Origin of the sequence: Atlantibacter hermannii (assembly GCF_009907385.1) — a bacterium.
Lineage (GTDB): Bacteria > Pseudomonadota > Gammaproteobacteria > Enterobacterales > Enterobacteriaceae > Atlantibacter > Atlantibacter hermannii_A.
Genome location: NZ_JAAATR010000005.1, coordinates 128,635 through 153,836 on the forward strand (window position 1 = coordinate 128,635; position 25,202 = coordinate 153,836).

The 25,202-nt window shown below is 53.9% G+C and carries 30 protein-coding genes; 28 read left to right on the forward strand and 2 right to left on the reverse strand.

Going from position 1 to position 25,202, the window contains the following annotated elements; all coding sequences use genetic code 11:
* Positions 1–62: 62 nt before the first annotated feature.
* Complete coding sequence (locus GV764_RS02490; protein ID WP_161658933.1) at positions 63–578, forward strand: hypothetical protein; 516 nt, start codon at positions 63–65, stop codon at positions 576–578.
* A gap of 111 nt (positions 579–689) precedes the next feature.
* Here GV764_RS02490 and GV764_RS02495 read toward each other — a convergent pair whose 3' ends face one another.
* Positions 690–941 (reverse strand): DUF6953 family protein, encoded by a 252-nt coding sequence (locus tag GV764_RS02495; RefSeq protein ID WP_476561205.1) that lies wholly within the window; start codon positions 939–941, stop codon positions 690–692.
* A 32-nt stretch (positions 942–973) separates the two neighbouring features.
* Positions 974–1,183 carry a DUF2158 domain-containing protein gene (locus tag GV764_RS02500; RefSeq protein WP_161658934.1) on the reverse strand — a complete coding sequence of 70 codons (210 nt, stop codon included), beginning with the start codon at positions 1,181–1,183 and terminating at the stop codon, positions 974–976.
* Positions 1,184–1,210: 27 nt separating this feature from the next.
* On the opposite strand from GV764_RS02500, the gene GV764_RS02505 reads away from it, so the two are divergent.
* The 27 genes from GV764_RS02505 to GV764_RS22345 all read left to right on the forward strand — a co-directional run.
* Positions 1,211–1,783 carry a terminase small subunit gene (locus GV764_RS02505; protein ID WP_161658935.1) on the forward strand — a complete coding sequence of 191 codons (573 nt, stop codon included), beginning with the start codon at positions 1,211–1,213 and terminating at the stop codon, positions 1,781–1,783.
* Positions 1,780–3,351 carry a terminase gene (locus tag GV764_RS02510; RefSeq protein WP_161658936.1) on the forward strand — a complete coding sequence of 524 codons (1,572 nt, stop codon included), beginning with the start codon at positions 1,780–1,782 and terminating at the stop codon, positions 3,349–3,351. Before GV764_RS02505 ends, GV764_RS02510 begins: the two co-directional genes overlap by 4 nt.
* Before the next feature lie 3 nt (positions 3,352–3,354).
* Entirely contained in the window at positions 3,355–4,758 is a 1,404-nt protein-coding gene (locus tag GV764_RS02515) for a DUF4055 domain-containing protein (RefSeq protein WP_161658937.1), read from the forward strand.
* A gap of 1 nt (position 4,759) precedes the next feature.
* Entirely contained in the window at positions 4,760–5,863 is a 1,104-nt protein-coding gene (locus tag GV764_RS02520; RefSeq protein ID WP_161658938.1) for a phage minor head protein, read from the forward strand.
* Between the two features lie 124 nt (positions 5,864–5,987).
* Complete coding sequence (locus tag GV764_RS02525) at positions 5,988–6,740, forward strand: DUF6651 domain-containing protein (protein WP_161658939.1); 753 nt, start codon at positions 5,988–5,990, stop codon at positions 6,738–6,740.
* A gap of 16 nt (positions 6,741–6,756) precedes the next feature.
* Positions 6,757–7,896 carry a major capsid protein gene (locus GV764_RS02530; protein ID WP_161658940.1) on the forward strand — a complete coding sequence of 380 codons (1,140 nt, stop codon included), beginning with the start codon at positions 6,757–6,759 and terminating at the stop codon, positions 7,894–7,896.
* Positions 7,897–7,936: 40 nt separating this feature from the next.
* Complete coding sequence (locus GV764_RS21940) at positions 7,937–8,110, forward strand: hypothetical protein (protein WP_201743032.1); 174 nt, start codon at positions 7,937–7,939, stop codon at positions 8,108–8,110.
* Positions 8,111–8,112: 2 nt separating this feature from the next.
* Positions 8,113–8,595: a DnaT-like ssDNA-binding protein gene (locus GV764_RS02535; protein WP_161658941.1), complete on the forward strand. Its 483-nt coding sequence runs from the start codon at positions 8,113–8,115 to the stop codon at positions 8,593–8,595.
* Position 8,596: 1 nt separating this feature from the next.
* The gene (locus GV764_RS02540; RefSeq protein WP_161658942.1) at positions 8,597–8,950 is read left to right on the forward strand and encodes a hypothetical protein; all 354 of its coding nucleotides are present in this window, start codon (positions 8,597–8,599) and stop codon (positions 8,948–8,950) included.
* A 2-nt stretch (positions 8,951–8,952) separates the two neighbouring features.
* Positions 8,953–9,552 carry a hypothetical protein gene (locus GV764_RS02545; RefSeq protein ID WP_161658943.1) on the forward strand — a complete coding sequence of 200 codons (600 nt, stop codon included), beginning with the start codon at positions 8,953–8,955 and terminating at the stop codon, positions 9,550–9,552.
* 7 nt (positions 9,553–9,559) lie between these two features.
* Entirely contained in the window at positions 9,560–9,988 is a 429-nt protein-coding gene (locus tag GV764_RS02550; RefSeq protein WP_236651826.1) for a phage tail terminator-like protein, read from the forward strand.
* A gap of 47 nt (positions 9,989–10,035) precedes the next feature.
* Positions 10,036–10,968, forward strand: a complete 933-nt coding sequence (locus GV764_RS02555; RefSeq protein ID WP_161658945.1) for a phage tail tube protein — start codon at positions 10,036–10,038, stop codon at positions 10,966–10,968.
* Between the two features lie 225 nt (positions 10,969–11,193).
* Entirely contained in the window at positions 11,194–11,706 is a 513-nt protein-coding gene (locus tag GV764_RS02560) for a KilA-N domain-containing protein (protein WP_161658946.1), read from the forward strand.
* Positions 11,707–11,746: 40 nt separating this feature from the next.
* Positions 11,747–12,085, forward strand: a complete 339-nt coding sequence (locus tag GV764_RS02565) for a phage tail assembly chaperone (protein ID WP_161658947.1) — start codon at positions 11,747–11,749, stop codon at positions 12,083–12,085.
* Positions 12,086–12,102: 17 nt separating this feature from the next.
* The gene (locus GV764_RS02570; RefSeq protein ID WP_161658948.1) at positions 12,103–12,390 is read left to right on the forward strand and encodes a DUF1799 domain-containing protein; all 288 of its coding nucleotides are present in this window, start codon (positions 12,103–12,105) and stop codon (positions 12,388–12,390) included.
* Positions 12,390–15,560: a phage tail tape measure protein gene (locus GV764_RS02575; protein ID WP_161658949.1), complete on the forward strand. Its 3,171-nt coding sequence runs from the start codon at positions 12,390–12,392 to the stop codon at positions 15,558–15,560. Before GV764_RS02570 ends, GV764_RS02575 begins: the two co-directional genes overlap by 1 nt.
* Positions 15,561–15,662: 102 nt before the next feature.
* Positions 15,663–16,145, forward strand: coding sequence for a hypothetical protein (locus GV764_RS02580; RefSeq protein ID WP_161658950.1), 483 nt, complete (start codon positions 15,663–15,665; stop codon positions 16,143–16,145).
* 116 nt (positions 16,146–16,261) lie between these two features.
* A complete protein-coding gene (locus GV764_RS02585; RefSeq protein WP_161658951.1) occupies positions 16,262–16,552 on the forward strand; it encodes a hypothetical protein in 291 nt (96 codons plus the stop codon).
* A 150-nt stretch (positions 16,553–16,702) separates the two neighbouring features.
* Entirely contained in the window at positions 16,703–17,461 is a 759-nt protein-coding gene (locus tag GV764_RS02590; protein ID WP_161658952.1) for a hypothetical protein, read from the forward strand.
* A gap of 1 nt (position 17,462) precedes the next feature.
* On the forward strand, positions 17,463–17,879 hold the full coding sequence (locus GV764_RS02595) for a hypothetical protein (RefSeq protein ID WP_161658953.1): 417 nt from the start codon (positions 17,463–17,465) through the stop codon (positions 17,877–17,879).
* Between the two features lie 65 nt (positions 17,880–17,944).
* On the forward strand, positions 17,945–18,295 hold the full coding sequence (locus tag GV764_RS02600; RefSeq protein ID WP_161658954.1) for a phage tail protein: 351 nt from the start codon (positions 17,945–17,947) through the stop codon (positions 18,293–18,295).
* Positions 18,295–19,065 carry a phage minor tail protein L gene (locus GV764_RS02605; RefSeq protein WP_201743033.1) on the forward strand — a complete coding sequence of 257 codons (771 nt, stop codon included), beginning with the start codon at positions 18,295–18,297 and terminating at the stop codon, positions 19,063–19,065. Before GV764_RS02600 ends, GV764_RS02605 begins: the two co-directional genes overlap by 1 nt.
* 12 nt (positions 19,066–19,077) lie before the next feature.
* Positions 19,078–19,809, forward strand: coding sequence for a C40 family peptidase (locus tag GV764_RS02610; RefSeq protein ID WP_144132371.1), 732 nt, complete (start codon positions 19,078–19,080; stop codon positions 19,807–19,809).
* The gene (locus GV764_RS02615; RefSeq protein WP_161658955.1) at positions 19,797–20,390 is read left to right on the forward strand and encodes a tail assembly protein; all 594 of its coding nucleotides are present in this window, start codon (positions 19,797–19,799) and stop codon (positions 20,388–20,390) included. The genes GV764_RS02610 and GV764_RS02615 overlap by 13 nt, the downstream gene beginning before the upstream one ends.
* Positions 20,391–20,472: 82 nt before the next feature.
* Complete coding sequence (locus GV764_RS02620; RefSeq protein ID WP_144132360.1) at positions 20,473–21,087, forward strand: hypothetical protein; 615 nt, start codon at positions 20,473–20,475, stop codon at positions 21,085–21,087.
* Positions 21,088–21,151: 64 nt separating this feature from the next.
* Positions 21,152–24,664, forward strand: coding sequence for a TipJ family phage tail tip protein (locus tag GV764_RS02625; protein ID WP_161658956.1), 3,513 nt, complete (start codon positions 21,152–21,154; stop codon positions 24,662–24,664).
* Positions 24,664–25,202 (forward strand): DUF6453 family protein (locus tag GV764_RS22345; protein WP_476561206.1); only part of this gene is annotated, 539 nt, incomplete at its 3' end. The genes GV764_RS02625 and GV764_RS22345, both read left to right, overlap by 1 nt.

Sequence of the window (25,202 nt, forward strand, 5' to 3'; positions counted from 1 at the left end):
GGAGATAGTGACCAACAATTTCGCGCAATGTAGAATTAGCCCATAAAAATGAAGGGGCTAAAATGGACGCTGATATCATATCGTACGAAACATTACTCGCTACCCGATATTCTGCAGATTGGGTAATGAATGGGGCTATAGCGGCTTGGCTTGCTGCATTGAGTTCACTTTTAACGCTCATATGTGCCGCATCCGCATTAAACACATGGAAAAAGCAAGAAAAAACCAAAATAAGAAGCGAATTCAAAAGGTCTCTGCTTGCGTTGGATTACGCCATTCACATGATGCCAGATGAATGGAATGCGCACATTGCTAATATGGTGTTAATGAAATCACGCTTCCCTATATCCGCAGAGGAATCAGCAGCAGAATTAAGACTTAGTGAGCTAAAAAAATGCTGGCATGACGCGATTTCTGCATGGGTTATGTGTGAGGGGCTTTTAAAGACAACGAACTTAACTAGCCTTTGGGTAGAGTTGTCAGATCTTTACGTTAAATACACACAAGGATTCGTCAGTAAGAAGAAGATTTTAAATAAATTGGCAGAGATGCATTCTTTAGAATTTATCTTCGAATGATGACAGCAAATTCCTCGAAATCTTACCGCCTCCGGGCGGTTTTTTTGTTGCCATCACCATGGGCAGACCCATCGTAATGGCAAAAGAATGGCGAGTTTATCGCCCTAAACGTTAACCGCGAGCTTCACGACCTGGTTCGTCTTCAGTGACACGGTATCGCCAGTATCGCTCAGGCTTAACCCAAACCACTTTATCACCACTTACTTTGCGGAACTGGTTAATGATAGGCGTAGATAAAACCAGATTACCATCAGCGTTTTCTTTCAGAAGCTGTTCATTATCGACTTTGACTAAATAATCAACTACGTCTTGCTGATATAGGCAATTATCATTTTCCAACTGCGCCATCATCCAATTCGTCACGTCAGTAAGAGATAACTTTGGCGAGTTTGGGTTTACGGCTTTGGGTTGGTTGCAGTCAGTGAGTCCTCTGGAAATCTTGCTCTTTCTTGCTTTCTCCCCGCAAACCATTGGCACCAGTAATCGCCGGTAAATTCCTTGTAGGAGTTAATGATTGGCTCCTGAACAGCCATCGCCGGGCCGGCTGAAACTAAATAAACGATATCACCGGTCTTAAATTTTGGCTTGCGCTCACTTTCAGACATAAAGCTTCCTTTTTAAATGAGATATACATGGCACTCACCGACAAACAAGAAATGTTCTGTCGCGAGTACCTCATCGATTTAAACGCCACTCAGGCAGCGATTCGTGTGGGGTACAGCGCTAAAACTGCTAACCGTACCGCTACAAAGTTGCTGTCAAAAGCTGTCATCCAAAACAGGATCGCCGAACTCAAAAGTAAGCGCAACGAAGATGTGGGTATTGATGCCGATTATGTGCTTCGACGCTTGGTTGAAATCGACCAGATGGACGTTCTGGACATCCTCAATGACGATGGCAGCCTCAAGCCAATTACTTCATGGCCTAAAGCCTGGCGAATTTCGTTAACCGGCTTGGACATCAGTACGACCATTCAGAACTTCGATGAGGAGACGGCAGAAACCATCCTCAAAAAGGTTAAATGGCCTGACAAGGTGAAGAACCTTGAGTTGCTCGGCAAGCACGTTCGCGTGCAGGCATTCAAAGAGCAGGTCGAACAGAAAGTCGTAGCAACCCACAGCATCATGCCGGTTCCTTCCTGCGATAACGTAGACGACTGGGAAGCGGCAGCCCAGAAGCAGCAGAGCGAGGTTCTTGGTGGATGAATTACAAAGCTGTCTGGAAACCTTTGCCTGGGTCGCAATCGCTCTCCCTGAGCTGCCCGTGTAACGAAATACTCTACGAGGGAACGCGTGGGCCGGGTAAAACTGCCGCGCAGCTGGCGCGCTTTCGCCGCCTTGTTGGTCTGGGCTACGACTCGTTCTGGCGTGGCGTCATTTTTGATACCGAGTATAAAAACCTCACCGACATCATTACCCAGTCAAAACGTATGTACCGCCTGTTTAACGACGGTGCACGCTATCTGGCATCGGCCAGTGAATTACGTTGGGTTTGGCCTACCGGCGAGGAGCTGCTTTTCCGCTTCGGGAAAGAAGAGGGCGATTACTGGGACTATCACGGGCAGGAGTTCCCGTTTATCGGGTTCAACGAACTGACCAAGCAGCAGTCTGCTGAGTTCTACGAGATGATGTTCTCCTGCCGACGTTCGTCGTTCCGCCCGGAAAACTACCCGCTGCCGGACGGCAGTTTGTTGAAGCCGATCCCCCTAGAAACGTTCAGCACGACCAACCCGTTCGGCATCGGCCATACCTGGGTGAAGAAGCGTTTCATCGAGCCAGCGCCACGCGGCACCATCATTCGCGAAACGCAGAAGGTATTTAACCCGCAGACTGAGCGCGAAGAGGATGTGACGCTAACCCGCGTTGCGATTCACGGCTCGTTCAAAGAAAACCCATATCTGGATCCGCAGTACATCGCGACGCTGATGGCTATCAAAGACCCGAACCGGCGCAAGGCGTGGGTAGAGGGCTCCTGGGACGTTACCAGCGGCGGGCGGTTTGACCATCTGTGGAACGCATCGCTGCATGTCATCAAGCCGTTCCGCATCCCGGATAGCTGGACGGTTGACCGCTCGCATGACTGGGGAGAATCGAAGCCGTTCTCCAACCTCTGGTGGGCGCGTGCCGACGGCACCGCCGCCGAGCTGCCGGATGGTCGCCAGTTCTGCCCGCCTGCCGGGTCTCTGATCCTGATTGGCGAATGGTATGGCTGCCCTCCTGACGAGCTGAACAAGGGCCTGAACATGTCATCCACGAATGTCGCCAAAGGCGTAGCGTGGGTGGATAAGCGGCTGGTGGGCGAAGAGCTTGCTGAGCCCGAGGAGATAAAACTCAACGGGCTAACTCAGGGGCAACTGAACATCATGCCCGGCATCTGCAAGAAGGTTCTACCTGGCCCGGCTGACGGGGCTATCTACAACACTGGAGATGAAGAACTCTCCATTGCCCAGAAGATGGAATCGCAGGGAGTTAAGTGGGTTCCATCCAACAAGAAACCGGGATCGCGCGTGAACGGCGCGGCCCTGTTTGCTGACATGCTTGAGGCTGTCATTGAAGGTAAGAAGCTGGAATCAGGCATGCCTGAGAAGCCAGCATTCTACGTATTCGACTACTGCCGGGGCTGGATAAGCCGCGTACCGGTGCTCGTTCGCGACAGTAAGAACCCTGACGATGTAGACACCCAGCAGGAAGATCACGACTGGGATGGCACGCGATACGCCGTCCTGCATTCACCGCCGAAGAAAGTCGGCAAAGTCACCAGCCTGAGGCTTTAACCCATGCCTGATATTTCAACACCCAATCTGGACTATGGGAACATGGTGCAGGCGTGGGACATTAACGACGCCCTGATGGGGGGCACGCTATACATGCGCCAGCTTGGCGAGGCTTATCTGCCCCGCTGGCCGAAAGAGGATAAAGAGGATTACAAAAAGCGCCTGGCTGTGGCCACGCTTCTTCCTGCCTACGAAGAGACCATCAACCAGAACGTTGGTCGCGTATTCGCTGAGCCTATCCAACTGGGCGAGAACGTCCCGGACCAGCTTCGTGAGTTCGCAAAGAATGTGGATCTGGAGGGCAGTCGCCTCGATGTATGGGCGCAGGCGTTCTTCAGCCTGGCGATGCAATATGGCCTGTCTCATGCGCTGGTGGACTATCCGCGGGTGGATGCAGAGCAGGTCAGGACGAAAGCCGACGAAAAGGCCACCGGCGCACGCCCATACGTCACCATGCTGAATCCCCGCCAGGTGATCGGCTGGAAGTCGAAGATGACCGGCGGCAAGGTTACGCTCACCGAGCTGCGCATCAAAGAGGTGGTGGTCGAGCACGGTGACGACTTTGGGCAGACAAAGGTCGAGCAGATTCGCCTGCTGACGCCCGGGCAGGTGCGGATTTACCGCAAGGCCACTGGTGCCGACGGTCAGGTGAACTGGGCGCTGCACGACGAATGGACCACATCCCGCAAGGACATAACGCTGGTCACGCTCTACACCAAGCGCACCGGTTTTATGTGCGGCTCTCCGCCGCTTCTGAATATGGCGCTGCTGAACGTCAAGCACTGGCAGAGCCAGAGCGAGCAGGACAACATTTTGCACGTGGTGCGTGTTCCAATCCTGTCAGTGTTTGGACTCGAGGAGGGAGAGGAACTGGTGATTGGCTCCTCCTCGGCCACGTCATTCTCCGATCGTCAAAAACAGGGAATGGAATACACCGAGCATTCTGGCGCAGCGATCGGTGCCGGCAAAGAGTCACTGACTGACCTGGTGGAACAGATGCGCCAGGCGGGCGCTAAGTTACTGCGTACCGATAACACCTCGACCAAGTCTGTTGACCAGACCTCGGAAGAGAAGATGCAGGAACAGTCGCCCCTCTACACGATGGCAACCAGCCTGGAAGACGCGATCGACAACATCCTGCAAATCATGGCCGAGTACATCGGCGAGAAAGACGGCGGCAGTGTCGATGTCCGCACTGAACTGGATGTTGAGTCGAAGGAGTTCAACCCTCCTGCGGCGCTGGCCATTCAGTCGCTGCGCCAGGGCGGTGATATTCGCCGGGTGGATGCGATTAAGTCATTACAGAAGCTGAACATCATTGATGCTGATGCAGACCCCGATGTGGTGCTGAGCGAGCTGCTCGCTGAATCAGCCTCACTGACTGAAACGCCACCAGGCGAGGTGTGATATGGCCCGCTCCGTCAATGACAGGCTCCAGGACGAGACGATAGCGCATGGCCTGTATGTGACCCGCTACGGTAATGGCGTTGCCCGGCGCATGGTGGCGCTGCTGAATAAAATGGATAATGACCTGGCAGCCAGGCTGCTGGTGCTGCTGGACGGCAAGCGTGCCGATACCTACAGTGCCCGCCGCCTCGCTTCGCTGCTGGCTGGCGTACGTGACCTGAACCAACAGGCCTATGAACCGGTCAATGATGCGCTGGCGCGAGAGCTGACGCGCTACGTTGAGTATGAAGCCGGGTATCAACTGGACCTGTTCAGCAGCATCATTCCGAAACAGATCCTTAAGCATGTGCCGCTACAGAGCATCGCACCTGAGCAGGTTTATGCCGCAGCAGTGGCGCAGCCGTTCCAGGGGCGTTTGCTGAAAGAGTGGGGACAGAAGCTTGAAGCCGACCGGCTGGACAAAATCACCAACGCTGTGCGCTCCGGTTTCCTCCAGGGCGAAACGGTAGAGCAGATTGTCCGGCGCGTTGCCGGCACGCCGAAACTCAACCGTGAAGATGGGGTTATCAACGCATCCCGCCGCGACCTGGCGGTGGTGACCCGCACTGCAGTGAACCATATGGCCGCCACGGCGCGCCAGGAGTTCGCCCAGGCCAACAGCGATATCGTGAAGGCCAAGCAGTGGTCTTCGACGCTCGATACGCATACCAGCCAGTGGTGCATTATCCGGGACCGTAAACTCTACTCGCTCGACGGCAAGCCGCTGGGCCATGTGGTTCCGTACCTGCGCGGCCCCGGCAAAATCCACTTCTGCTGCCGCTCTGGTGAAATCCTGATCACGAAATCGTGGGAGGAGTTGCAGATAGCCTCAGGCGAACTGAGCAGCGCCACACGCGCCTCAATGGACGGACAGGTGCCAGCTCATACCAGTTATGCTGACTGGCTTACCCGGCAACCGTACGCGCGGCAGGAGCAGGTGCTGGGCGTCACCCGCGCCATGATGCTACGTGACGGCAAAATCACGGTGCCGGAGATGTTCAATGATGCCGGGGAGTTTCTTACCCTGGACGAACTGCGCCGCGTGGATGCGACGGCGTTCGAGTAACACAAACCTCATCAACATCAGGCTGCCTCCGGGCGGCCTTTTTTATGCCTGCCGCTGAGCGGATGCGACGCGGTGACCGGGTCGGATGACCTATTACCAATGGCCGGAAGGCTGGAGCTAAACAATGAAACTCAAACTTGATGCTAACGGCAATGTGGTCGTTGAAAACGGTATGCCTGTGTACGTCCATGATGACGGCAAAGAGATCCCGTTCGACGCAGCCGCAGCGATGACCAAAATCACCTCCCTGAACGGTGAAGCCAAAACTCACCGTGAAGCGAAGGAGCAGGCGGAAGCCAGTCTCGCGAAATTCGCTGGCATCAGCGACCCGACCAAGGCACTCGAAGCCCTGGAGATGATGACCAAAATCGACCAGAAGAAGCTGATCGACGCTGGCGCCGTTGACCAGGTCAAGGCTGAAATTACCAAGGTGTTCCAGCAGCAACTGGATGAAGTGAACGGCAAGAACCAGCAGCTGGAAACCCAGCTCTATGACGAGATGATCGGCGGCCGCTTCGGTGGTTCGAAGTTCATTTCAGAGAAGATGGCTATCCCGGCTGAGTTCGTGCGTTCCCATTTCGGGCATAACTTCAAAATCGAAGACGGCAAGGTCGTTGCCTACGACGGCCAGGGCAACAAGGTGTTCTCCCGCACCAAGCCTGGCGAACTGGCTGGCTTTGATGAAGCGCTGGAATCTCTGGTCGAGTTGCATCCGCAAAAAGACTACATCCTCAAAGCGTCCGGCAACAGCGGCGGTGGCTCTCACCAGTCGCAGCATCAGGCCGGGCAGAAAACCATGAAACGCGGTGCGTTTGATTCCCTTGATAACGCTGGCAAGCAAGCAGCGCTTAGCGATGGCGTCAGCATCGTCGATTAATCGAAAGGAGCCATAAATGGCAGGTAACACCCTTACTGGTCTGATCCCGACCATCTACACCGCACTGAACGTAGTTTCCCGTGAGCAAACTGGGTTTATCCCTGCCGTTGCGCGAAATGCCAAAGCAGATGCCGCAGCCAAAGGCCAGATTGTGCGTGCGCCAGTTGCGCCAGTAGCTAAAACTGAAGACATCACCCCCGGAGCCTCCGCGCCAAACACTGGCGAGCAGGTGATTGATGGGGTTGATGTAACCATCACCAAGTCCAAAATGGCCCCGGTCAAGTGGAACGGTGAAGAACAGCTGGCACTTGGCCCGGCCGGCACCTACAACATTATTCTCGCAGACCAATTTCAGGAGGCGTTCCGTGCGCTGGCCAACGAAGTGGATGCAGATCTCGCAGCGCTGTTCTTTAACTCGTCCCGCGCTGTTGGCGCGCCTAAGGATACCCCGTTCAGTATTAAAGATGACCTGAGCGATGCGGCACTGGCGCGTCAGATTCTGACCGACAATGGTGCTCCAACTACTGACATGCGCATGGTGCTTGGTGGTGAGGCGATGGCATCTATTCGTGGTAAGCAGTCTGTGCTGTTTAAAACGAATGAAGCCGGAACTGACCGGATGCTGCGTGAAGGCATTATCGGCAAAATCATGGGGTTCAATCTCCATGAGTCATTCAACATCGGCCGCACCGCGAAGAGCACGGCTGCTGGCTATAAAGTAAATGGCGCGAAGACGGCTGGTGACATCATTATTGCTATCTCTGCTGGTACCGGCGGCATTGCAGCTGGCACCGCGGTGAAGTTCGCCGGGGACGATAACCAGTACATGGTTGTGGCTGCTACCTCCTCAAGTATCACCATCAGCGCGCCTGGTTTGCGTCAGGATCTGGCGGACCAGGCTGCGGTCACTGTGCTGAGCGAGTTTGCGCCAAACATGGCCTTTGCCCGTAACGCATTCCTGCTTGCGAGTCGCACCCCGGCGATGCCAGAAGGTGGCGATACCGCAGATGATGTCATGAACGTGACCGATCCGGTTTCCGGCATTACCTTCCAAGTAGCGCTGTACCGCCAGTACCGCCAGGTGCGCTATGAAGTCGGTCTGTCGTGGGGTGTTGCTGCCGTTAAGCCACGCCACGCATGCATCATCATGGGCTAACAACTGGGGGCTTCGGCCCCTTTGTTTTTCAGGAGGCCCAATGGCCGGATTAACCAAAGAGCAGCGCGCGCAGCGTGAAGCCGAGAAAAAGACGAGCGACCTGGTCATCATGGTTCGTGACCAACCGGAGTTCCCCGGCGGCCCGCTGAGCGCCGAGGTTCACCCTGACGAAGTCGATAACTGGCTGGCGCTGGACTGGCGTCTGGAGGAATAACCATGCTGGTTGCCGATCCCCATTCACCTGATTTCAACAGCTACGCCAGCGTGATTGACCTGCGCGCATTCGCGGCGGGGCGCAGATATACCGTTCCTGCCGAAAATGAAGAGTGTGAGACGTTGCTGATGCAGGCGATGGACTTTCTGGAAGGGAAAATATGGCGAGGGCAGCGCTCCAGCGCATCGCAGCCGCTGTCATGGCCGCGTTCGGGCGTGCGCTTCGATGGTGTTGACCTGCCGGATGACGCCATTCCTCAACGTCTGGTTGATGCGCAATGTCGCCTGGCTATCGAGTCGCAGGAAATTGACCTCACGCCGTCGGTTGCTGGTGGTGGCGCGGTGGTTATGGAACGTGTTGAGGGCGCGGTAACGGTCCAGTACGAACCTGGCACGAACAAGGCTACGCCGTCGTTCCCCTGGTTCTATTCCTCGCTTCGGGGGCTGGTGGTGGGCGGCAATCAAATCCGTATTGAAAGGGGGTGATATGCCAATCGACTATCGCCGCATGCGCGCGACGGCAACCCGGCTGCTGACCGAGAATGGGAAGGCATACCAGCTTACCCGCGGTGGCGGCACCACCCGCGATCAGTTCGGCAAAGAGGTTACCACTCCGGCAATCACTACGACCGTCACCGGCGTTATCACCGAATACTCCTCCCGCGAAATCGATGGCTCATTGATTGCTACCGGCGACAAGAAGCTGGCGGCCACGTACGAAACGGAAGTGCGTATCGATGATCGCATCGAAATCGACGGCAAAAAGTGGCGCGTGGTAGAACCGAATCCCGTTAAGCCTGCCGATGTGTTGATCTCCTACAACATCCAACTGAGGGCGTAGGTATGGCTAGTTCTGCTAATCAGCCGTTCCTGGCTGCCATTCAGTTGTTCGTGGATAGCTCGAAGCAGGAGATGGACGAGGTGGTGCGCCGGACGGGAATTAAAATTCTCGCTCAACTGGTTGAGATGTCTCCTGTTGGTAACCCTGATATCTGGCAGGTGAACCAAACGGCATCGGCATATAACGATGCTGTGCGGGATCATAACGCTGCCCTTCGTGATAATCCGGACAACTTGACCAGGTCCGGACGGCTTAAGCGTGGGCTGCGCGTCAACGACTCGATGGACATCAAAAAGCCTGATGGCTATGTGGGCGGACGCTTCAAGAACAACTGGTACGTGGGGTTCGATAGCCAGCCGAGCCAGTCCAACGATACACCGGACGCTTCCGGTCAGGGTTCCAACTCCCGCGGTCTGGCAGTGCTTGAGGTGTTCCGGGTAGGGCAGGTTAGCTCGATTTACTTCACCAATAACCTGCCGTATGCACAGGCGCTGGAGAATGGGCACTCCGGTCAGGCCCCTGGCGGTATGGTGGGCATCACTGCGCTGGATGCCGCGCAGTTATTCCGCGAGGCAATGAGCGAGGTGCGCAATGGCCAGTGACCAGTCAATGCGAATTGCTGAATTACTGGAGAGCCGCATTGCGGTTATCTGCTCATCGCTTGGGCTGCCAGTAGCCTGGCCGAACATCGCTTTTACTCCTCCGGATAATGCGCCTTACGGGCGTGTTTATGTTCTGCCGGCGCAAACCGTGGGGCAGGACCTGGAAGGGCAGTTGCGTACGTATCAGGGCATTCTGCAGCTCAACATCATCGCTCCTGCCGGCAGCGGCGTGACGCAGGCCAGAGGGTTGGCTAAGTCTGTCGCTGACGCCTTTCCGGAAGGACTGCCGCTGGTGGGAGGCGATCTGACGGTTTACATAAACGGACCGCCGCAGGTGCGCACGCCGATTCAGGACCGAACGGCGAGCCGCAACGGTTCCAGCGGCTCCATAACTTTCACAACTCCCGTCAGCATGCAATACCGCGCTGATTACTGACCCGCCACCCGGCGGGTTTTTTTATTACCTAAATTCAGGAGAGTGCTATGGCATTCGCAATCCCTAACGGCTCGCGTGTGAACGTGGCCAAAGCCTATCAGGCTCCGATCACCTTCACTGCAGCCTCCAACGCGACGGAATGCGAACTGACCGTTGCATCCGCCGCAGGCATCCTGGCGGGCGACGTTGTGCAGGTGAATTCCGGCTGGCTTAAGTTGGACAACATGGTGTTGCGCGTTAAATCGGTGACCGGCACCAAAATCGTGCTGGAAGCGTTTGATACCACCGACACAAAGAAATTCCCGGCGGGAACCGGCGCAGGTACGCTGCGCAAAGTCGATTCGTGGATCACCATGCCGCAGGTTATGACGCTGTCCACTGAGGGCGGTGACCAGCAGACTATCAGCGTGCAGTTCCTGGAAGATGATAAGGCCCGCACCATCCCGACGTTCAAAAACGCCGTGGTTCAGGTCTACACCTTCGCGCACGACCCGCAGCTGGCGATCTACAAACGCCTTATTGACCTGGACGAATCCAGCGATACCACAGCGGTGTGGTTCCACAACCCGCGCGGCAAAGCGGATCGTTACTATTCCGCCAAGGTGTCCTTCCAGCGCGTGCCGCGTACTGAAATTAACGCAGTGGAAAGCAATGAGGCGCGTATGAACTTCGAATCGGATATGCAGATTTACCCGATCGCTGATTCATCCGTGCTGCCGCTGGCGTTCCTGACTGACCTGCCATCCACTAAAGCACTCGCAACTGGTGCTGCACTGGATCTGGCTGTGGTTATGCAGGGTGGTTCCGCGCCGTACACCTACGTGTGGAAGAAGGGCAGCACGGCTGTACCGGGCAAAACCGCCTCGACGTTCAACATCCCGTCTGTCGCATCCGGTGATGCTGGCGTCTACACCTGCGAAGTCACCGACGCCGCAGGCAAAACCCTAACTTCGGCTGCCTGCACCGTCACTGTCAGCTAAGCCATTAAGCCCGGTTCGCCGGGCTATTTGTTTTCTTTTTGTAAAACAGTACCGCTGGCGAATTTTCTGTATTCGCAGTGCCCGCTTTTCCAAACTGCGCCTTCACACGCGCTATCTAACCAAGAACCTTTCAGAAAGCGATCCTGAGAACTGCCGTTAGTGCCGGTGGGCCTCTTGGGGCGGCTTTTCTGTGTGAACAGGTTCGCTTTTTAAAGGGTGTACACCATGACTTATCCAACCGTGTCAGTAAACGGCGTTTCCGTTCGTGTTGACGACGAAGGGCGCTATAACCTCAATGATCTTCATGCGGCTGCGGTGGCCGAGGGAAATGCCACCGAATCGCAGCGTCCAAGTAACTTTGTCAAAAGCAAAGCCATCAAAGAATTTGTCAAAGAATTGACCGCCGCTACGAAAATAGCGGCGCTTAAAACCGTCAATGGCGGGGCAAAACACGGTGTCTGGGGTCTCGAATTGGTAGCGATACGATATGCCGCATGGCTAAGCGCGAAGTTCGAAATTAAGGTTTACCAGACCTTTCAGATGGTCATCCGTAATGGCATTGATGCCATGTCTCGCCTGAACAAAATCGACCACATCATCAACACTGAAACCAAGGCAATTAGCCATTGTGCCAGCCAGATGGCGAAGTGGGGCATTGGTGGGCGCAAGCAACTCCTGCATTCAGTCCGGGAGCGTGCTGCTGACGAAGTCCAGATGTACCTTCCAGGCATTAATTAAGACCCGCTGCGGCGGGTTTCTTTTTTTCTAAGGAACCGAAATGACTAAATTCTCCCTAATCCCAAACCCGAGATTTTCCGCAACCGCCAGCATTCCGCGCGCCGGCGCAGAAGACGGCAAACTGACGCTCACCTTCCGCCATAAGACGCTGGAAGAGCTGCGCGATATGGATACCGAACTTCAGAAAAAAGCTGACGGTAAAAAGAGCGCTGTCGAGCCGCAGGCAGACTATCTGATGAAAATCGTTGAAGGTTGGGCGCTGCCGGATGAGCTCACCCGCGATAACGTGATCGTTATGCTGCAGAACTATCCGCGGGCATTCGACAGCATCGGCCTGGCCTACACCAAAGAGCTGATGGGCATCCGCGAAAAAAACTGAGGCAGGTCGCCGCAGCGATGTATACGCCGGGACCGACGCTCGCGGAATTAGCCGCTTTTGGTTTAACGCCTGAAGACGTGGAGGAAGAGGTGGGTATCCTGCCATCAATCTGGCAGGCCTTTACCGTCTTCTCCGCGCTGGCTACCCAATGGCGCGTCGGAGCGAGCGGTGCGACCGGCCTTGATTACAACGTTCTCCCCTGGATGTTCGAGTTACACGGGGTTGAGGATGCGGCGGCCTGCATGGCTGACCTTCAGATTATGGAAAGCGAGGCTCTCAAGGTAATGCATAAGGAGACGAAATAATGACTGACCAAATCGCCTCGATTACTTTGCGGGCCGATGTTTCCGACCTGAAAACAGCCAGTAATGAACTGGATAAACTCGGCCAGGCGGCATCCAGTGCTGTCGATAAAGCCGATGATCTAAACAGCGTATTTCGCGCTGGTGCTGAGTCTGCGAAGCAGGGCAGTGCGGGAATTAAGGAGCAGCAGAACGCGCTCAAAGGCTTGCTGGAAAATATCGACCCGGTAAACAAGGCGCTGAACCGCCTGGATGAACAGCAGGCCGCCCTGCGAAAATTCCAGTCCAAAGGCTTCCTGGATACAGATGATTTTCAGCACTATAACAAAATCCTCGACGATACCCGTCTTAAGCTGACCGATACCGGAGAAGCAGCGGCGCGCGCCCAGGCCGAACTGGCCGCCACGCAAGCCGCCGAGAAGCAATCAGCCGCGCTGAAAAACCTGCTGGGCTCCATCGACCCGACAATCCGAGCGTTCAACTCGCTGGATGAGCAGCACGCACAGCTGGTGGCGCACTTCGAAGCGGGCCGCATCAACGGCGCGCAGTTCGAGCACTTTAACGATATTCTGAACCAGACGCGCCAGCGCCTCTCCAGCGTTGCGGACGTGCTGCCTGAAGCATTATCACGGCAGGAGGCCGCCGCCCGGCGAGCGGGTATTTCGGTCGGGCAATACAGCAATGCTGTACGGCAACTGCCGGCGCAGTTTACTGACATCGCAACGCAGCTGGCAGGCGGGCAGTCACCATTTCTAATCATGCTCCAGCAGGGCGGGCAGATTAAAGACTCATTTGGTGGTCTGGGACCAATGCTGCAGGCGCTCAGGGATGCTTTATTTGGATTTAACGAAGAGGGCAGGGAAACCTCTGAATCTGCGGCGAGTATCAGCGATGCGGCTGAAGGGCTCAATAATACCAGCGAGGCCGCAGAGAAACTCGGCAGGGCTGGTGGGCTGCTAAATACGTTCAACCTTGCCCTGGCTGGCTCTGCTGCATTACTGGCAGTTCTTGCCGGGGCAGCGTACAACTCATCTCAGCAGTTCGACAGTGTAGCGAGATCGCTCATTCTTATGGGTGGTGCTGGCTTCTCGTCAATGCAACAACTGAACGATGCTGCAAAAGATGTTGCGGATGACGCCGGAGCATCACTGGCGGATTCGGTTGAAATTCTGGTTCAGCTAAACGACACCGGAAAATATACCGCTGACCAAATGTCGAAAATAGCCAGGTCCATACTGGCTATGGGTGATGCTGGGCTGGATACGAAGGCCGCGTTGTCAGATTTTTCACGGATAGTTAACGACCCGGTTAAGGCGCTAGCCAGCCTCAATCAGCAATATGGTTTCGTTGATGAAGCCATGATGAAGCACATCATCACGCTGGAGAAAACACAGGGAAAAACAGCTGCTGCCAATGAAGCGATCACACTATTTGCGAGCACTATGGAGGATCGCAGTAATAAAATTGTAGAGGCTACCGATAATATCGGGCAGGCCTGGCAGGGGTTAAAGGCATTTGCGTCTGATTCCTTTGGGCAGATTGGGATCACGGTCCGCGCCTGGGGCAATCAGGTCATCGAAGTGTTTAAGCTTTTAGGCACTTCGTTTGAAGCCCTGTTCGTTAAAATGAAAGAATTCTCCCTCGGAATCATGGGTGGAATGGTTACTGGCTTTACGGGTATAGCCAGTAAGCTCCCGGGTGGTGAATCACTTATCAAAGCCATGGGATTTGGCGGGCTATCTGAGGGTATCGCAAAGGACAGGGAAGCAGCTAACAAAGAGTACGCTCTGCTTGTGGCGGACTATAACAAGCATTTCGCTAACCTTAGCAAATCCCAGCATCAGTGGGAAGAAGAGGCCAGGAATGGCCCCGGTGGTGGAGTAAAAGGCGAGGGGGCGGTTGACCGGCAAACGAAGGATGCCGTATCCAAACTTGCTGAGGATTCAACAAAAAAAGCAAGGGAGGCCAGAACCACTCTTGATGCGGGTGACCGCACGCTGGAGAATTACCGCGCCCAGGCCAGAACCTTAACGGAGACCCTCGAAACTCTGCGGCAGACCGGTGAAACCCACGCCAAAAATACCGAGTTCAGTAAACAGCAATCCCACTTTGCTGAGCTGGATGAGGCCGCCAAAACTCGCGCTCTTACCGCGCAGGAGAAGTCCCTCCTGTCGAGCCGCGAGGCCATTCTGAACGCCGCTAAGGTGGTGGATCAGAAGAACAAGGAAGTAGAGGCTCAGCAGAAGATTAACGGCCTGGCGCAGCAGGCTAATAAGTACGTCACCCAGATGTCCGAGAAGTCAGAGGCTCTAAGGAGCGGGTCTGGTTTGAGTAGCCGCATGGCTCAGCGAATGACTGAGGAGGCGCAGTTACGACAGGGGTGGCTGAACGGCGGCGGAAAACTGGAAGACGCAGGCTATGAGAAAGAGCTGGCAGCGCTTCGGAATTATTATGCTGAGGAAGATAAGCTGCGCGGCGACTGGAAGACTGGCGCATTAAGCGGATGGAATGAATACCTTGAGGCGGCAACTGACACCTATAGTGCGGTGAAGAACGTTGCTGGTTCTGCGCTTACCGGACTATCAGATATGCTGACCGATCTCATGACGACCGGGAAGGCGTCCATTAAGGCATTCGGTATGTCGATGCTGAAGATGATCGCTGAAGTCGTAAACCGTTTGATGGTGGCTTATGCGGTGCAGGCGGCAATGGGGTGGATAAGTGGTGGTTCAGCGCCATCAGCTGGGGGCGGGCAGTCATTTGCCGTTCCGTCGTATGCGCCAAATGCTAAAGGCGGTGTGTATGAGTCGTCGGGCCTCAGTAAATATGTGAATGGTGTCTACGACACCCCTCAGTACTTCACGTTCCAAGGTGCATCCAAGTTTGCCAAGGGCGGTGTATTTGGCGAGGCGGGGCCTGAGGCGATTATGCCTTTGACGCGCGACTCAGCCGGGCGTCTGGGTGTCAGGGCGCAAGGTGGAGGTGGTGCGCAGCCGCAGGTCAACATTGATATCTACGTCGATAACAAGGGCAACACATCATCAAACACGTCTGGAGATGGCAGTGCTGCGGCGCGGGCTTTAGGAAAGGAAATTGAAGCCAAGGTGACTGAGATCCTGATGAGGGCGGCTCGAAGCGATGGTCTGCTTGGCAGGCAGTTCCAGACAAAGTAATGGCTTGACTTTGATCCTGAGACAGTAATATCACCCGCACCTGGTTACACCATCGCATCCCCTGGTTATTATGCTCAAAACCATACTAATCAGGGGATGATAATGAAAAAGGTCTTTACGACTGCAGTGCTGGCCTTGGCGCTTTCTGCATGTGCGGGGAGCAATTCAAACAGCGGAGCTGAAAAGCAAAACAAGTATGATGAGCTTTCAAAATGCGATGTTGCTATTGAGGTGCCCTCCCATTCGCCGGCAAATAAAAGGGACTTCGCAGAGTTTCTCTCCACGCAGGCTCGCAATGCTTCAGCTGATCAGTTCGTTACGCAAAAACGGTTAGATATCCTTCAGCTTATTGGTTGGAATTCTTCCGTAGCTGATTCAATTGCGTCGTGTGGGGCAGCCAGAAAGGATAAGCGGAAGGAAATGACATTAGGCGCTTTCGAGCGGATGAAGGCGAGCACCATTAATGCAGATGAAAAGCGCGCGCTTGTTGAGGCGTACAGCTCATGGGAGGCCTATGTGACAAGCCAGACACCTCTTGCAAAGCAGGACTTTGATTCAAAGGTTGGTTATTACAAAAATATGTGATTACATCGCAGCCCAACTACTAAGCCTGTCAGAAAGCATTTCATTAATGCCGATTCGAGAGATCTGGTGTTGTGGTTAGTCCCTATAATGTCGCCTGTAAGTCAAAAGGAGAAGCAATGAAGATTATTGACGGTGTTCATCAAGGCAGTCTGGTTTTAGATAGCAGCACCACGATTTCAGGTATTCTTGAAGGGGACCTAACAGTAACTGACGGTAACACCGCAATTATCACAGGAATTATAGGCGGAGGCATCGTTGTAATGTCAGGAGGTAGAGCGGTCGTCAATGGGATCGTTAGTGCTTCTGCAGTCAATGACGGTGGTTACCTTGAGATTGCAGGAACTGTGCAGCATGGTGTTCACACAAATTCAGGGGAAACGGTAATCCACCCTGGCGCCGTAACTTAATAAATGTTTTAAACGAACTCGAGCCTCGCTAACGCGGGGCTTTTTATTGTCGGCGCAAGGCAAGGCTATGTTCAATGTATATTTAGCCAGGTTTAGGCATCTGAGTAGTTTTGCTATGATTCGGCTAAACATCATTTGGCCGATACGGATATGACTAGCGCTAACCCTCTGCTGAAAACCAATGAGCTTCTTGACAAGCTAGTTCCCTCTATCGAGTCGGGCGAAAATCTGATTGGTGAATTTGGCCTGCGTGTAGTTATCCGAGAGGCTAAAAAAATACCAGATGCCTATCAGTCACTTTTAGTCATAGGACTTGCAGAAATCGTTGGTGGTAACTATGTTGCTGCTATGGAAACTCATCGACGACTTACCCTTATCAATCCTTATAATGATGTGGTGTGGGTGAATTTTTCAGTTGCGTTAGGCCAGAGATGCCAGTATCGATTGGCGCGTGAAATATCCCACAAAAGTATCCCTTATGTCGGCTTTGCTGGGCTTTGCCATGCTTATTTAAATGCAGGGTTTTGGGGGGATCTTGAAACCATGTTGCTTATAAAGGGTCAGCCAATTTTCAATTCCTGCGATATATCATCATTTGCAGAAAAACAAAGGTACGACATCATGCGTTGCGATTCCATCTTTGATATTTTGATGGATGACAGAGAAGAATCTGGTTATTTATTTCAAATGGCTTCTCTTGTAATGCAAATTGCAGAAAGGCTAAAACTCTCACCGAGACAAGCGTCAATCCATACTGATGCAGAAGGAATGTTAATTTTCTCTTTCGGTATAACTACAGATCTCTCTGATAACTTATGGGAACTCAATGATGAACTTGCTTCATTGATCGTTGATAATCAAATCTTCTCGTCCAATAGCATTGCCACATTCCATGTGATAGGTGAATGAAATGGCTATCTCACACTCTGAAATTCTTCATCTAGCAAAATCGATGGCACAAAATGCTGAAAACGAAGTTAATTTGAGGGCTTCAATAGGCCGAGCGTACTACAGCATGTTTCACGTTGCACATGAACTTGCTGGTGGCCGCGTCCCAAAAAATCACCCAATCCCGGGCAAAAATTTCAAAGGCGGAACTCATGCCCGCTTGTCTCAGTATTTAGCAGACTGTGCCGAAAATTTACACCCGACGCATGTAAGAGCATTGCAACTATTATCTGTAAAGCTGAAGATGTGTCATAAATCCAGGTGTGAAGCGGATTATGAATTAACCCAAAATATACATAAATCACAATTGGACTGCATCTTAAAAGACGCTGAAATGACTCAAGATATTTTGAAGGAAATTAAGACATTAGTTATCTAAACATTTCTTGAATACCATTCGTTGTTATCAACCCAGCTCCGGCTGGGTTTTTTTATGGAGCAAATATGGCAGTAGAAACCTACAAATGGCGATCGCAGCTTGGCGCGGGCGCGGTTGAATATAACCAGACGGTGCGCACCGCACAGTTTGGCGATGGCTATGAGCAGGTGGCCGATAACGGTATAAATTCCACAGCCATTCAGGTGCCGATGAAGCACGTTGGCAGCGAGGCAGAGGTAAACGCAGTTCGCGATTTCCTCCTGGCTCATACCGTGAAAGCCTTCATTATCACACCGCCGGGCGAAGAGAAGGGGCTTTACCGGGTCGTTGCTGATTCAGTGCGAAAGAATCAGCTAAACAGCAAGTTCGCGGAGCTTTCCTTCACTATTAAACGGGCTTACGGAGTTTACGCATAATGGCACTTGTCGATCAGGCGGCGATGCTGGCACCGGGTGGCAGGATTCGCCTGGTCGAAGTGGACGCCTCAGAGTTCAGCGGGGGTATACATCGCTTCCATTACAGCCCGTTCCCACATACTCCGGCAGAGATAGATGCCGCGAACGGCGACGAAAACGCGCTCGGGCCAAAGCCCATAATCTGGGGTGGCAAAACATACGAATTCTGGCCCTTCCAGATGACAGACCTTTCCCTTTCAACGGACCAGGCGGCAGAGCCGAAGCTGAGCGTATCGAATCTGGACGGGCACATTACCGCGCTCTGCCTCCAGTTCAAAGATATGGTTAACGCGAAGGTAAGCATCATTGACACCTACTCCATTTATCTGGACGCGGCGAACTTCCCGGGCGGGGTCAACCCAACGGCAGATCCGACAATGTTTGCCCTCCAGACATTCTGGCTGGACACCAAAACATCGGAGGATGATGAGGTTGTGACGTGGTCAATGAGCAGCCCGGCAGACCTTCAGAGCCTGGTTATTCCTACCCGGCAAATCACATCGCTCTGCGAGTGGGCGCTGCGCGGCCAGTACCGCAGCGGCGACGGGTGCACCTACAACGGTACGGCTTATTTCGACGCAAAAGGTAACCAGGTTGCCGACCCGGCTTTGGACGCGTGCGGGGGATGCCTCAGCGACTGTCGTAAGCGGTTTGGTGCTGGCCTGGCGGAGCCAAATACTGCCGTTCTCGATTTCGGGGGCTTTCCGGCCACAGTACTTTTCAATCGATAACCGGACATACCAATGAACAAAACAATTATGGCGGCGATCCGGGCGCATGCGCTGGAGGAATCCCCGCGCGAGTGCTGTGGCTTCGTCATTCAGTCAGGGCGGCGTCAACGTTATATTCCGGTGCCGAACAGCCATGAAAAACCGACAGAGCATTTCCGTATTGACGGCGAGCACTGGGCAAATGCTGAGGATGCAGGGACGATTATCCGCGTCGTTCACTCGCATCCGGGTGATGGCGCGCGACCTATTCCGTCAGACCTCGATCGCCAGCAGTGTAATCAGTCTGGTGTGGTCTGGGGTATTTATGCGCCAGACTGCGATGAATACGCTGAAATCACGCCGGATGCCATCCCGCTGATTGGCCGCCCGTTCATTCTGGGCTCGCACGACTGCTGGGGACTGATTATGGACTGGCATGCCACCCAGGGTATAACGCTGACTGATTTTCGCGTCGATTATCCATGGTGGGAAAGCCAGTACCCGGACAACCTCTATTTTGAGAACTGGGAGCGGGAAGGGTTCGTTGAATGCGATCCGGTTCCCGGTTGCATGGTCATCATGCAGGTCGAATCCGCTAAGTGGAATCACGCCGGAGTCATCACCGAAGAAGGCGAACTACTTCATCACCTCTACGGGCAGCCATCCTGCATCACGCCGTACGCCCGCGGCTATTTCAAAGACCGGACGATGATTTGTGTCCGGCATAAAGAACTGAAAAAGGAGATAAAACCATGGCGCGTTTAACCACTATTCGGCTGTATGGCGCGCTGGGCGCGCAGTTCGGGCGTGTGCATAAACTGGCGGTTCAGACATCAGCGGAAGCTGTAAAAGCCTTGTGCATTAACTTCGATGGGATGGAAGATTACCTCATGAACGCCAAAAAAAACGGGATGACCTTCGCCGTGTTCCGCGGCAAGCGAAATATCGGCGTGCAGGATTTCAAAGAACTGGGCGGTGACAGTGATATCCGAATTGCACCAGTGATGGAAGGTTCGAAGAAGGCCGGCATTTTCCAGACCATTCTCGGCGCTGTGATGGTAGTGGCCGGGATCGTAATGACGGTGATCTCAGGAGGTACGGCATCTCCTTTGGCTGCTTCCTTGATGGTTTCCGGGGTAGGGATGATGGCCGGGGGTATTTACCAGATGCTTTCACCGCAGCCTAAAGGGCTGCAAGGCCGTGATGATCCCGACAACAAACCCAGCTACGCTTTCGGCGGTTCCGTCAACTCCCTGGCGATGGGCAATCCGGTCGCAGTGCTTTATGGCGAGCGTGAAATTGGCGGAGCCATTATCAGCGCAGGGATTGTAGCTGAAGATATTTAATCTTCCCTACCAGAGGGAACTGCTGATCTTTAAAAATCGGGGTGTTAAGATTAGTCTGAATTTTTTTACAGGAGAAAGGGATATGAAATTGACTGGATTTTTTGCCTCATTGTTTTTTTTGTTTTGTTCTTCTGGCGCAGTGGCTGATGAGGGCTTTTCAGCTCCTCTTGGTTTAAAATGGGGGCAAAGTCAAGAGACCCTTACTAAGGACTATGGTGCCACGCCGGCTGGGAAAAATGACACTCGTTTAAAATTATTTTTGATAAGCAACCCGCCTATAAAAGTTTCGGGATTTGACGAGTTTTATGGTGTTATTGATGACAAATATGGCCTAGTCAAAGTTATCGTTATTGAAAATATTGACGGTGACGCATATGGCTCTAAGGGATTAGAAGAGTATAAGAAAATCAAAGAAGTGATAGCCAAGAAATATGGAAAGCCCAGTTCAAAATATGAATATATTGGAAGAGAACTCTATAAAGATAATGATGAGTTTTATCAATGCCTTGCATACCAAGGGTGTGGTACTTACAGCTCGTTCTTCAAGCCAGTAGGCGGAGGAGATGTTGCCGTGTCTTTGAAAGGGGAGCGCAGAGGTAAGGGATACCTGTCTATCGACTATGAATCCGTTTTGTTCAGCAATGTTCTTAATGAGCAGGAAAATGATTCAAAATCTCAAGCTGAAAAAGGTCTTTAAATAATCTCTTTATAAATTCTCTATTCCTATAACCCGCTTCGGCGGGTTTTTTTATGGATGCAATATGGCAACAATCATTGGAGCAAAGGGCGGCGAACAGAAGCAGCATACCCCCGTTGAGCAACCTGATTCAGCTCAGTCCATGGCGCGCTGCCGTCTGCTTCTGGCGCTGGGTGAGGGGGAATTTGCAGGTGGGCTCGATGTCACCAAAATTTTCCTGGATAACACACCGCTCGGTAACGCCGACGGCTCAATGAACTTTGAGAATGTCTCCTGGGATTTTCGCCCCGGCACGCAAACTCAGTCCCCAATTCCCGGCTTTCCCGCTGTGGAAAATGAGACCAGCATCGGCGTATCGCTGACAAAGACCACTCCCTGGACCCGCGCTATCAGCAACACCCAGATTGACGCTGTGCTGGTGCGCATCGGCATTACCGGTCTGCAGCAGCAGGAGAATGACGGGGATATCGTCGGCACGAGCGTCACATACCACATCGACATAGCGGTAGATGGCGGCGCATACAGTACCGTACTTACCAAAACGGTAACGGAAAAACTCAGCTCACTGTACGAGCTAACGCACCGCATCAACCTGCCTAAAGCTAATACCGGCTGGCAGATCCGCGTTGTGCGTGATACCGCCGACAGCACAAGTCAGATGCTGCAGAACAAAACCCAGGTCCAGGCAATCACTGAGGTGATTGATGCCCGCCTGCGCTATCCGCATACCGCGCTGCTGTATGTGTCATTCAGCGCCAAGGCGTTCAGCAATATCCCGAAAATATCCTGTAAACCGCAGGGGCGCATAATCCGTATTCCCCAAAATTACGACCCGATTAACCGGACATATGGCGGCACGTGGGATGGCACATTCAAATGGGGATGGACTAACAATCCGGCGTGGATCTGGTTCGATATCCTGACGGAGCCGCGCTTTGGTCTTGGCCGCCGCGTTACGCCGGATATGCTGGATAAGTGGGAGCTGTACCGGATTGCACAGCGATGCGATCAACAGATCCCGGATGGCCTGGGTGGTAGCGGAACCGAGCCGCGTTTTTTGTTTGACGTGTACATCCAGGCGCAGGCCGACGCCTGGCAGGTGATTAAAGACATCGCGGCAGGCTTCAACGGCATGACGTTCTGGGGTAACAACATGTTCAACGTTGTCTCAGACATGCCAGCAGACACCTCGAAACTGCAGATCCTCACCCGCGCTTCTGTGGTGGGGAAGCCGGTCTATTCCAGTGGTAGCGAAAAAAACCGTTACAGCTCTGCGCTGATTAATTTCAGTGACCCCGGCAACCACTACCAGGACCGCACAACGGCAGTGATGTTTCCTGAGCTGGTGAAGCAGTTCAAATTCAAGCAGACGCAAATTACTGCCATTGGCTGTACGCGCGAAAGCGAGGCGCAGCGGCGGGGCGGCTGGGCGGTGTATTCCAACTCACTTGACCGCATCATCACACTGCAGACCGGGCTCGATGGTTTTGTCTACGTGCCGGGCACGGTATTTGCGTTTGCCGACGAACGCCTGTCAGGACGCATATACGGCGGGCGCATTACCGGGTATGACGCGGGACTCAAAACTGTGACCACTGACCGCGGGACCAGCGCAGTCGCGGGCGACACGTTGATGATCCGCACGCAGGACGGCACCGTGGAAAGTCGGGTTATTCAGGCAGTAAACGGCACGCAGCTGGTAGTGGCCACGCCGTTTATAGCCGCCCCGTTACCGAACGCTATATTCGTTATCGATGCCGGGCAGTTGCGCCTGCAGTACTTCCGGGTAACGAATCTGACGTTTAACGATGATGAAAATACGTTCACCATCACCGGTGCTGAGTACAACTCATCAAAATATGATGCAGTAGATAATAACGCCCGCCTCGATATACCGCCGATCAGCCTAATCCCGACCGGACTGGTTGCGCAGCCAGTCAATGTCGCTGTCACCAGTTACGACGCGGTACGCCAGGGTCAGCGTGTGGCGACACTGGTCGCTACATGGGACGCGCCGCTGGATAAAAATGGCAAGCCGCAAGCGGATGTTATCGCCTACCGGGTGCAGTGGAAGCGCGGGGATAACGAATGGATCAACGTGCCGGAGACAGGCCTGCGCGATATCGAAGTGCCTGGGATTTTCGAGGGCGACTACCTGGTGCGCGTACGCGCCATCAATTCAGGTGGGGCGTCCAGCCTCTGGGCGACGTCGGCGCTAACTCATCTCAAAGGCAGGATCGGTGATGTGCCAAAACCCGTCGGGCTCGCTGCAACTGACGATGTAGTATTCGGCATCAACGTAACCTGGGCATTCCCCGCCGATACCGGCGACACGCTGAGTACTGAGCTGCAATACAGTCTCGCGGCCGACGGCTCGAATCCGATGCTGCTGGCGGCGGTACCGTACCCACAGAAACTCTATCAGCAAATGGGGCTCAAAGCGGGGCAGGAATTCTGGTACCGCGCGCGGCTGGTGGATCGCATCGGTAATCAGAGTGGCTGGACTGATTTTGTTCGAGGACAGTCCAGCATTGATGTTTCTGACATCACTGAAGCCATACTGGAGGACATGAAACAGACCGACTTGTTCAAGGATGTCGTTGAAAGTGCGATTGACAGCAGCGCAAAAATTGCCGGGATTGTCGCTGATGTGCAGCAGAACGCTGATGATCTCGAGCAGGCCGCTCTGGCGATACAGCAGAATACCGACGGTCTGGCGGCGGCAGCGGTGAAGATCGACGAAACTGCGGCCACGCTCGACGGCATGACTGCCGGCGTTAAAAACTCCTCGATTGCCGTGATCCAGAGCACGATAGCCCAGGTGACCAGCCGCCGCCGGCAGACTGCCACGAACGCCGGGAACAGTGCCAGCATTGACCGTATTGATACCACCATCGCTGATGCCAGTCAGTCGGTGGCTCGCGCGCTGGTGACGCTGGATGCGTCCGCAGGCGGTAACGTTTCAAACGCGACCGATCTGACCGAGACGCTGGCTAACTTCACGCAGGCTTCAGCCACGAAAATCAACTCCCTGACGGTCACGGTGAACGGCCAGACCGCAGCCATCACCGCCAGCTCTCAGGCAGTAGCAGATATGGCTGGCAACCTTAACGCGATGTACAGCGTTAAAGTGGCGGTTGACGCCAACGGCCGCCAGTACGCCGCAGGGATGGGTATTGGGGTGCAGAACACGCCATCAGGCATGCAGTCGCAGGTGCTATTCCTGGCGGACCGCTTTGCGGTTATGTCTCAGGCTGGCGGGGCTGTTACGCTGCCATTCGTGATCCAGAACGGGCAGACTTTTATCCGCGATACGTTCATTCAGGACGGCACCATCAGTAACGCAAAAATCGGTAACTATATCCAGTCTGCAGACTGGGACGGCACCGGTAATGTGGGCTGGCATATCAATAAATCGGGATTTGCAACGCTCAATAATGTGACGGTGCGTGGCAATCTTTACGCCGCGTCGGGCAATTTCAGTTTTAACGGCGCGAATAATACTGTGGTCATCGATGGCAACGGGGTAACCGTTAATCTGCCGGGTGGCGGCCTGATCAGACTGGGGATGTGGTGATGCCGGCAGGATTACTGATAGATCTCAACGATGGCGGACCCCGGATGGAAATTACATCCGGCCTGCGGTGCCCGACGTTTAGCGGGCAGTGGACGGCAGCTTCAACTTCTGTTTCGCTGGATATAGCGAATTATGTCCCCGGGAGTGAAGTGATACTGCTACCCCGTGTCTGCGCTGCATATTCTCCCCCGGTCGGGACCTCACTTGTTCCCTCTGTTGGTGTTTTAACCGGGTTCACACAGTCAGGCTCGACGGTTACCCAGACCTACTGGGATTCGAAGGGGGATAAGCTTGTCAGGGGATTCGATGCTTCTGTCTGGCAAATACTGCCCGCGAGCTCGGGCAGCGGCATGCTGATTCAGGACTCAACCGATTTCATGAGCATTGCCTTAAATACTATGGCCGGGTTCTGCGTCTGGCGCGGTTCGGTAACGTTCAGCGGGACCTGGGCTCTGCCTGAGACGATTGCACCAAAATCCAACTACATCGTGTTTGGAAAATGGTCACACCCGAGCGCCACGGTTGAGTGCGACGGCAC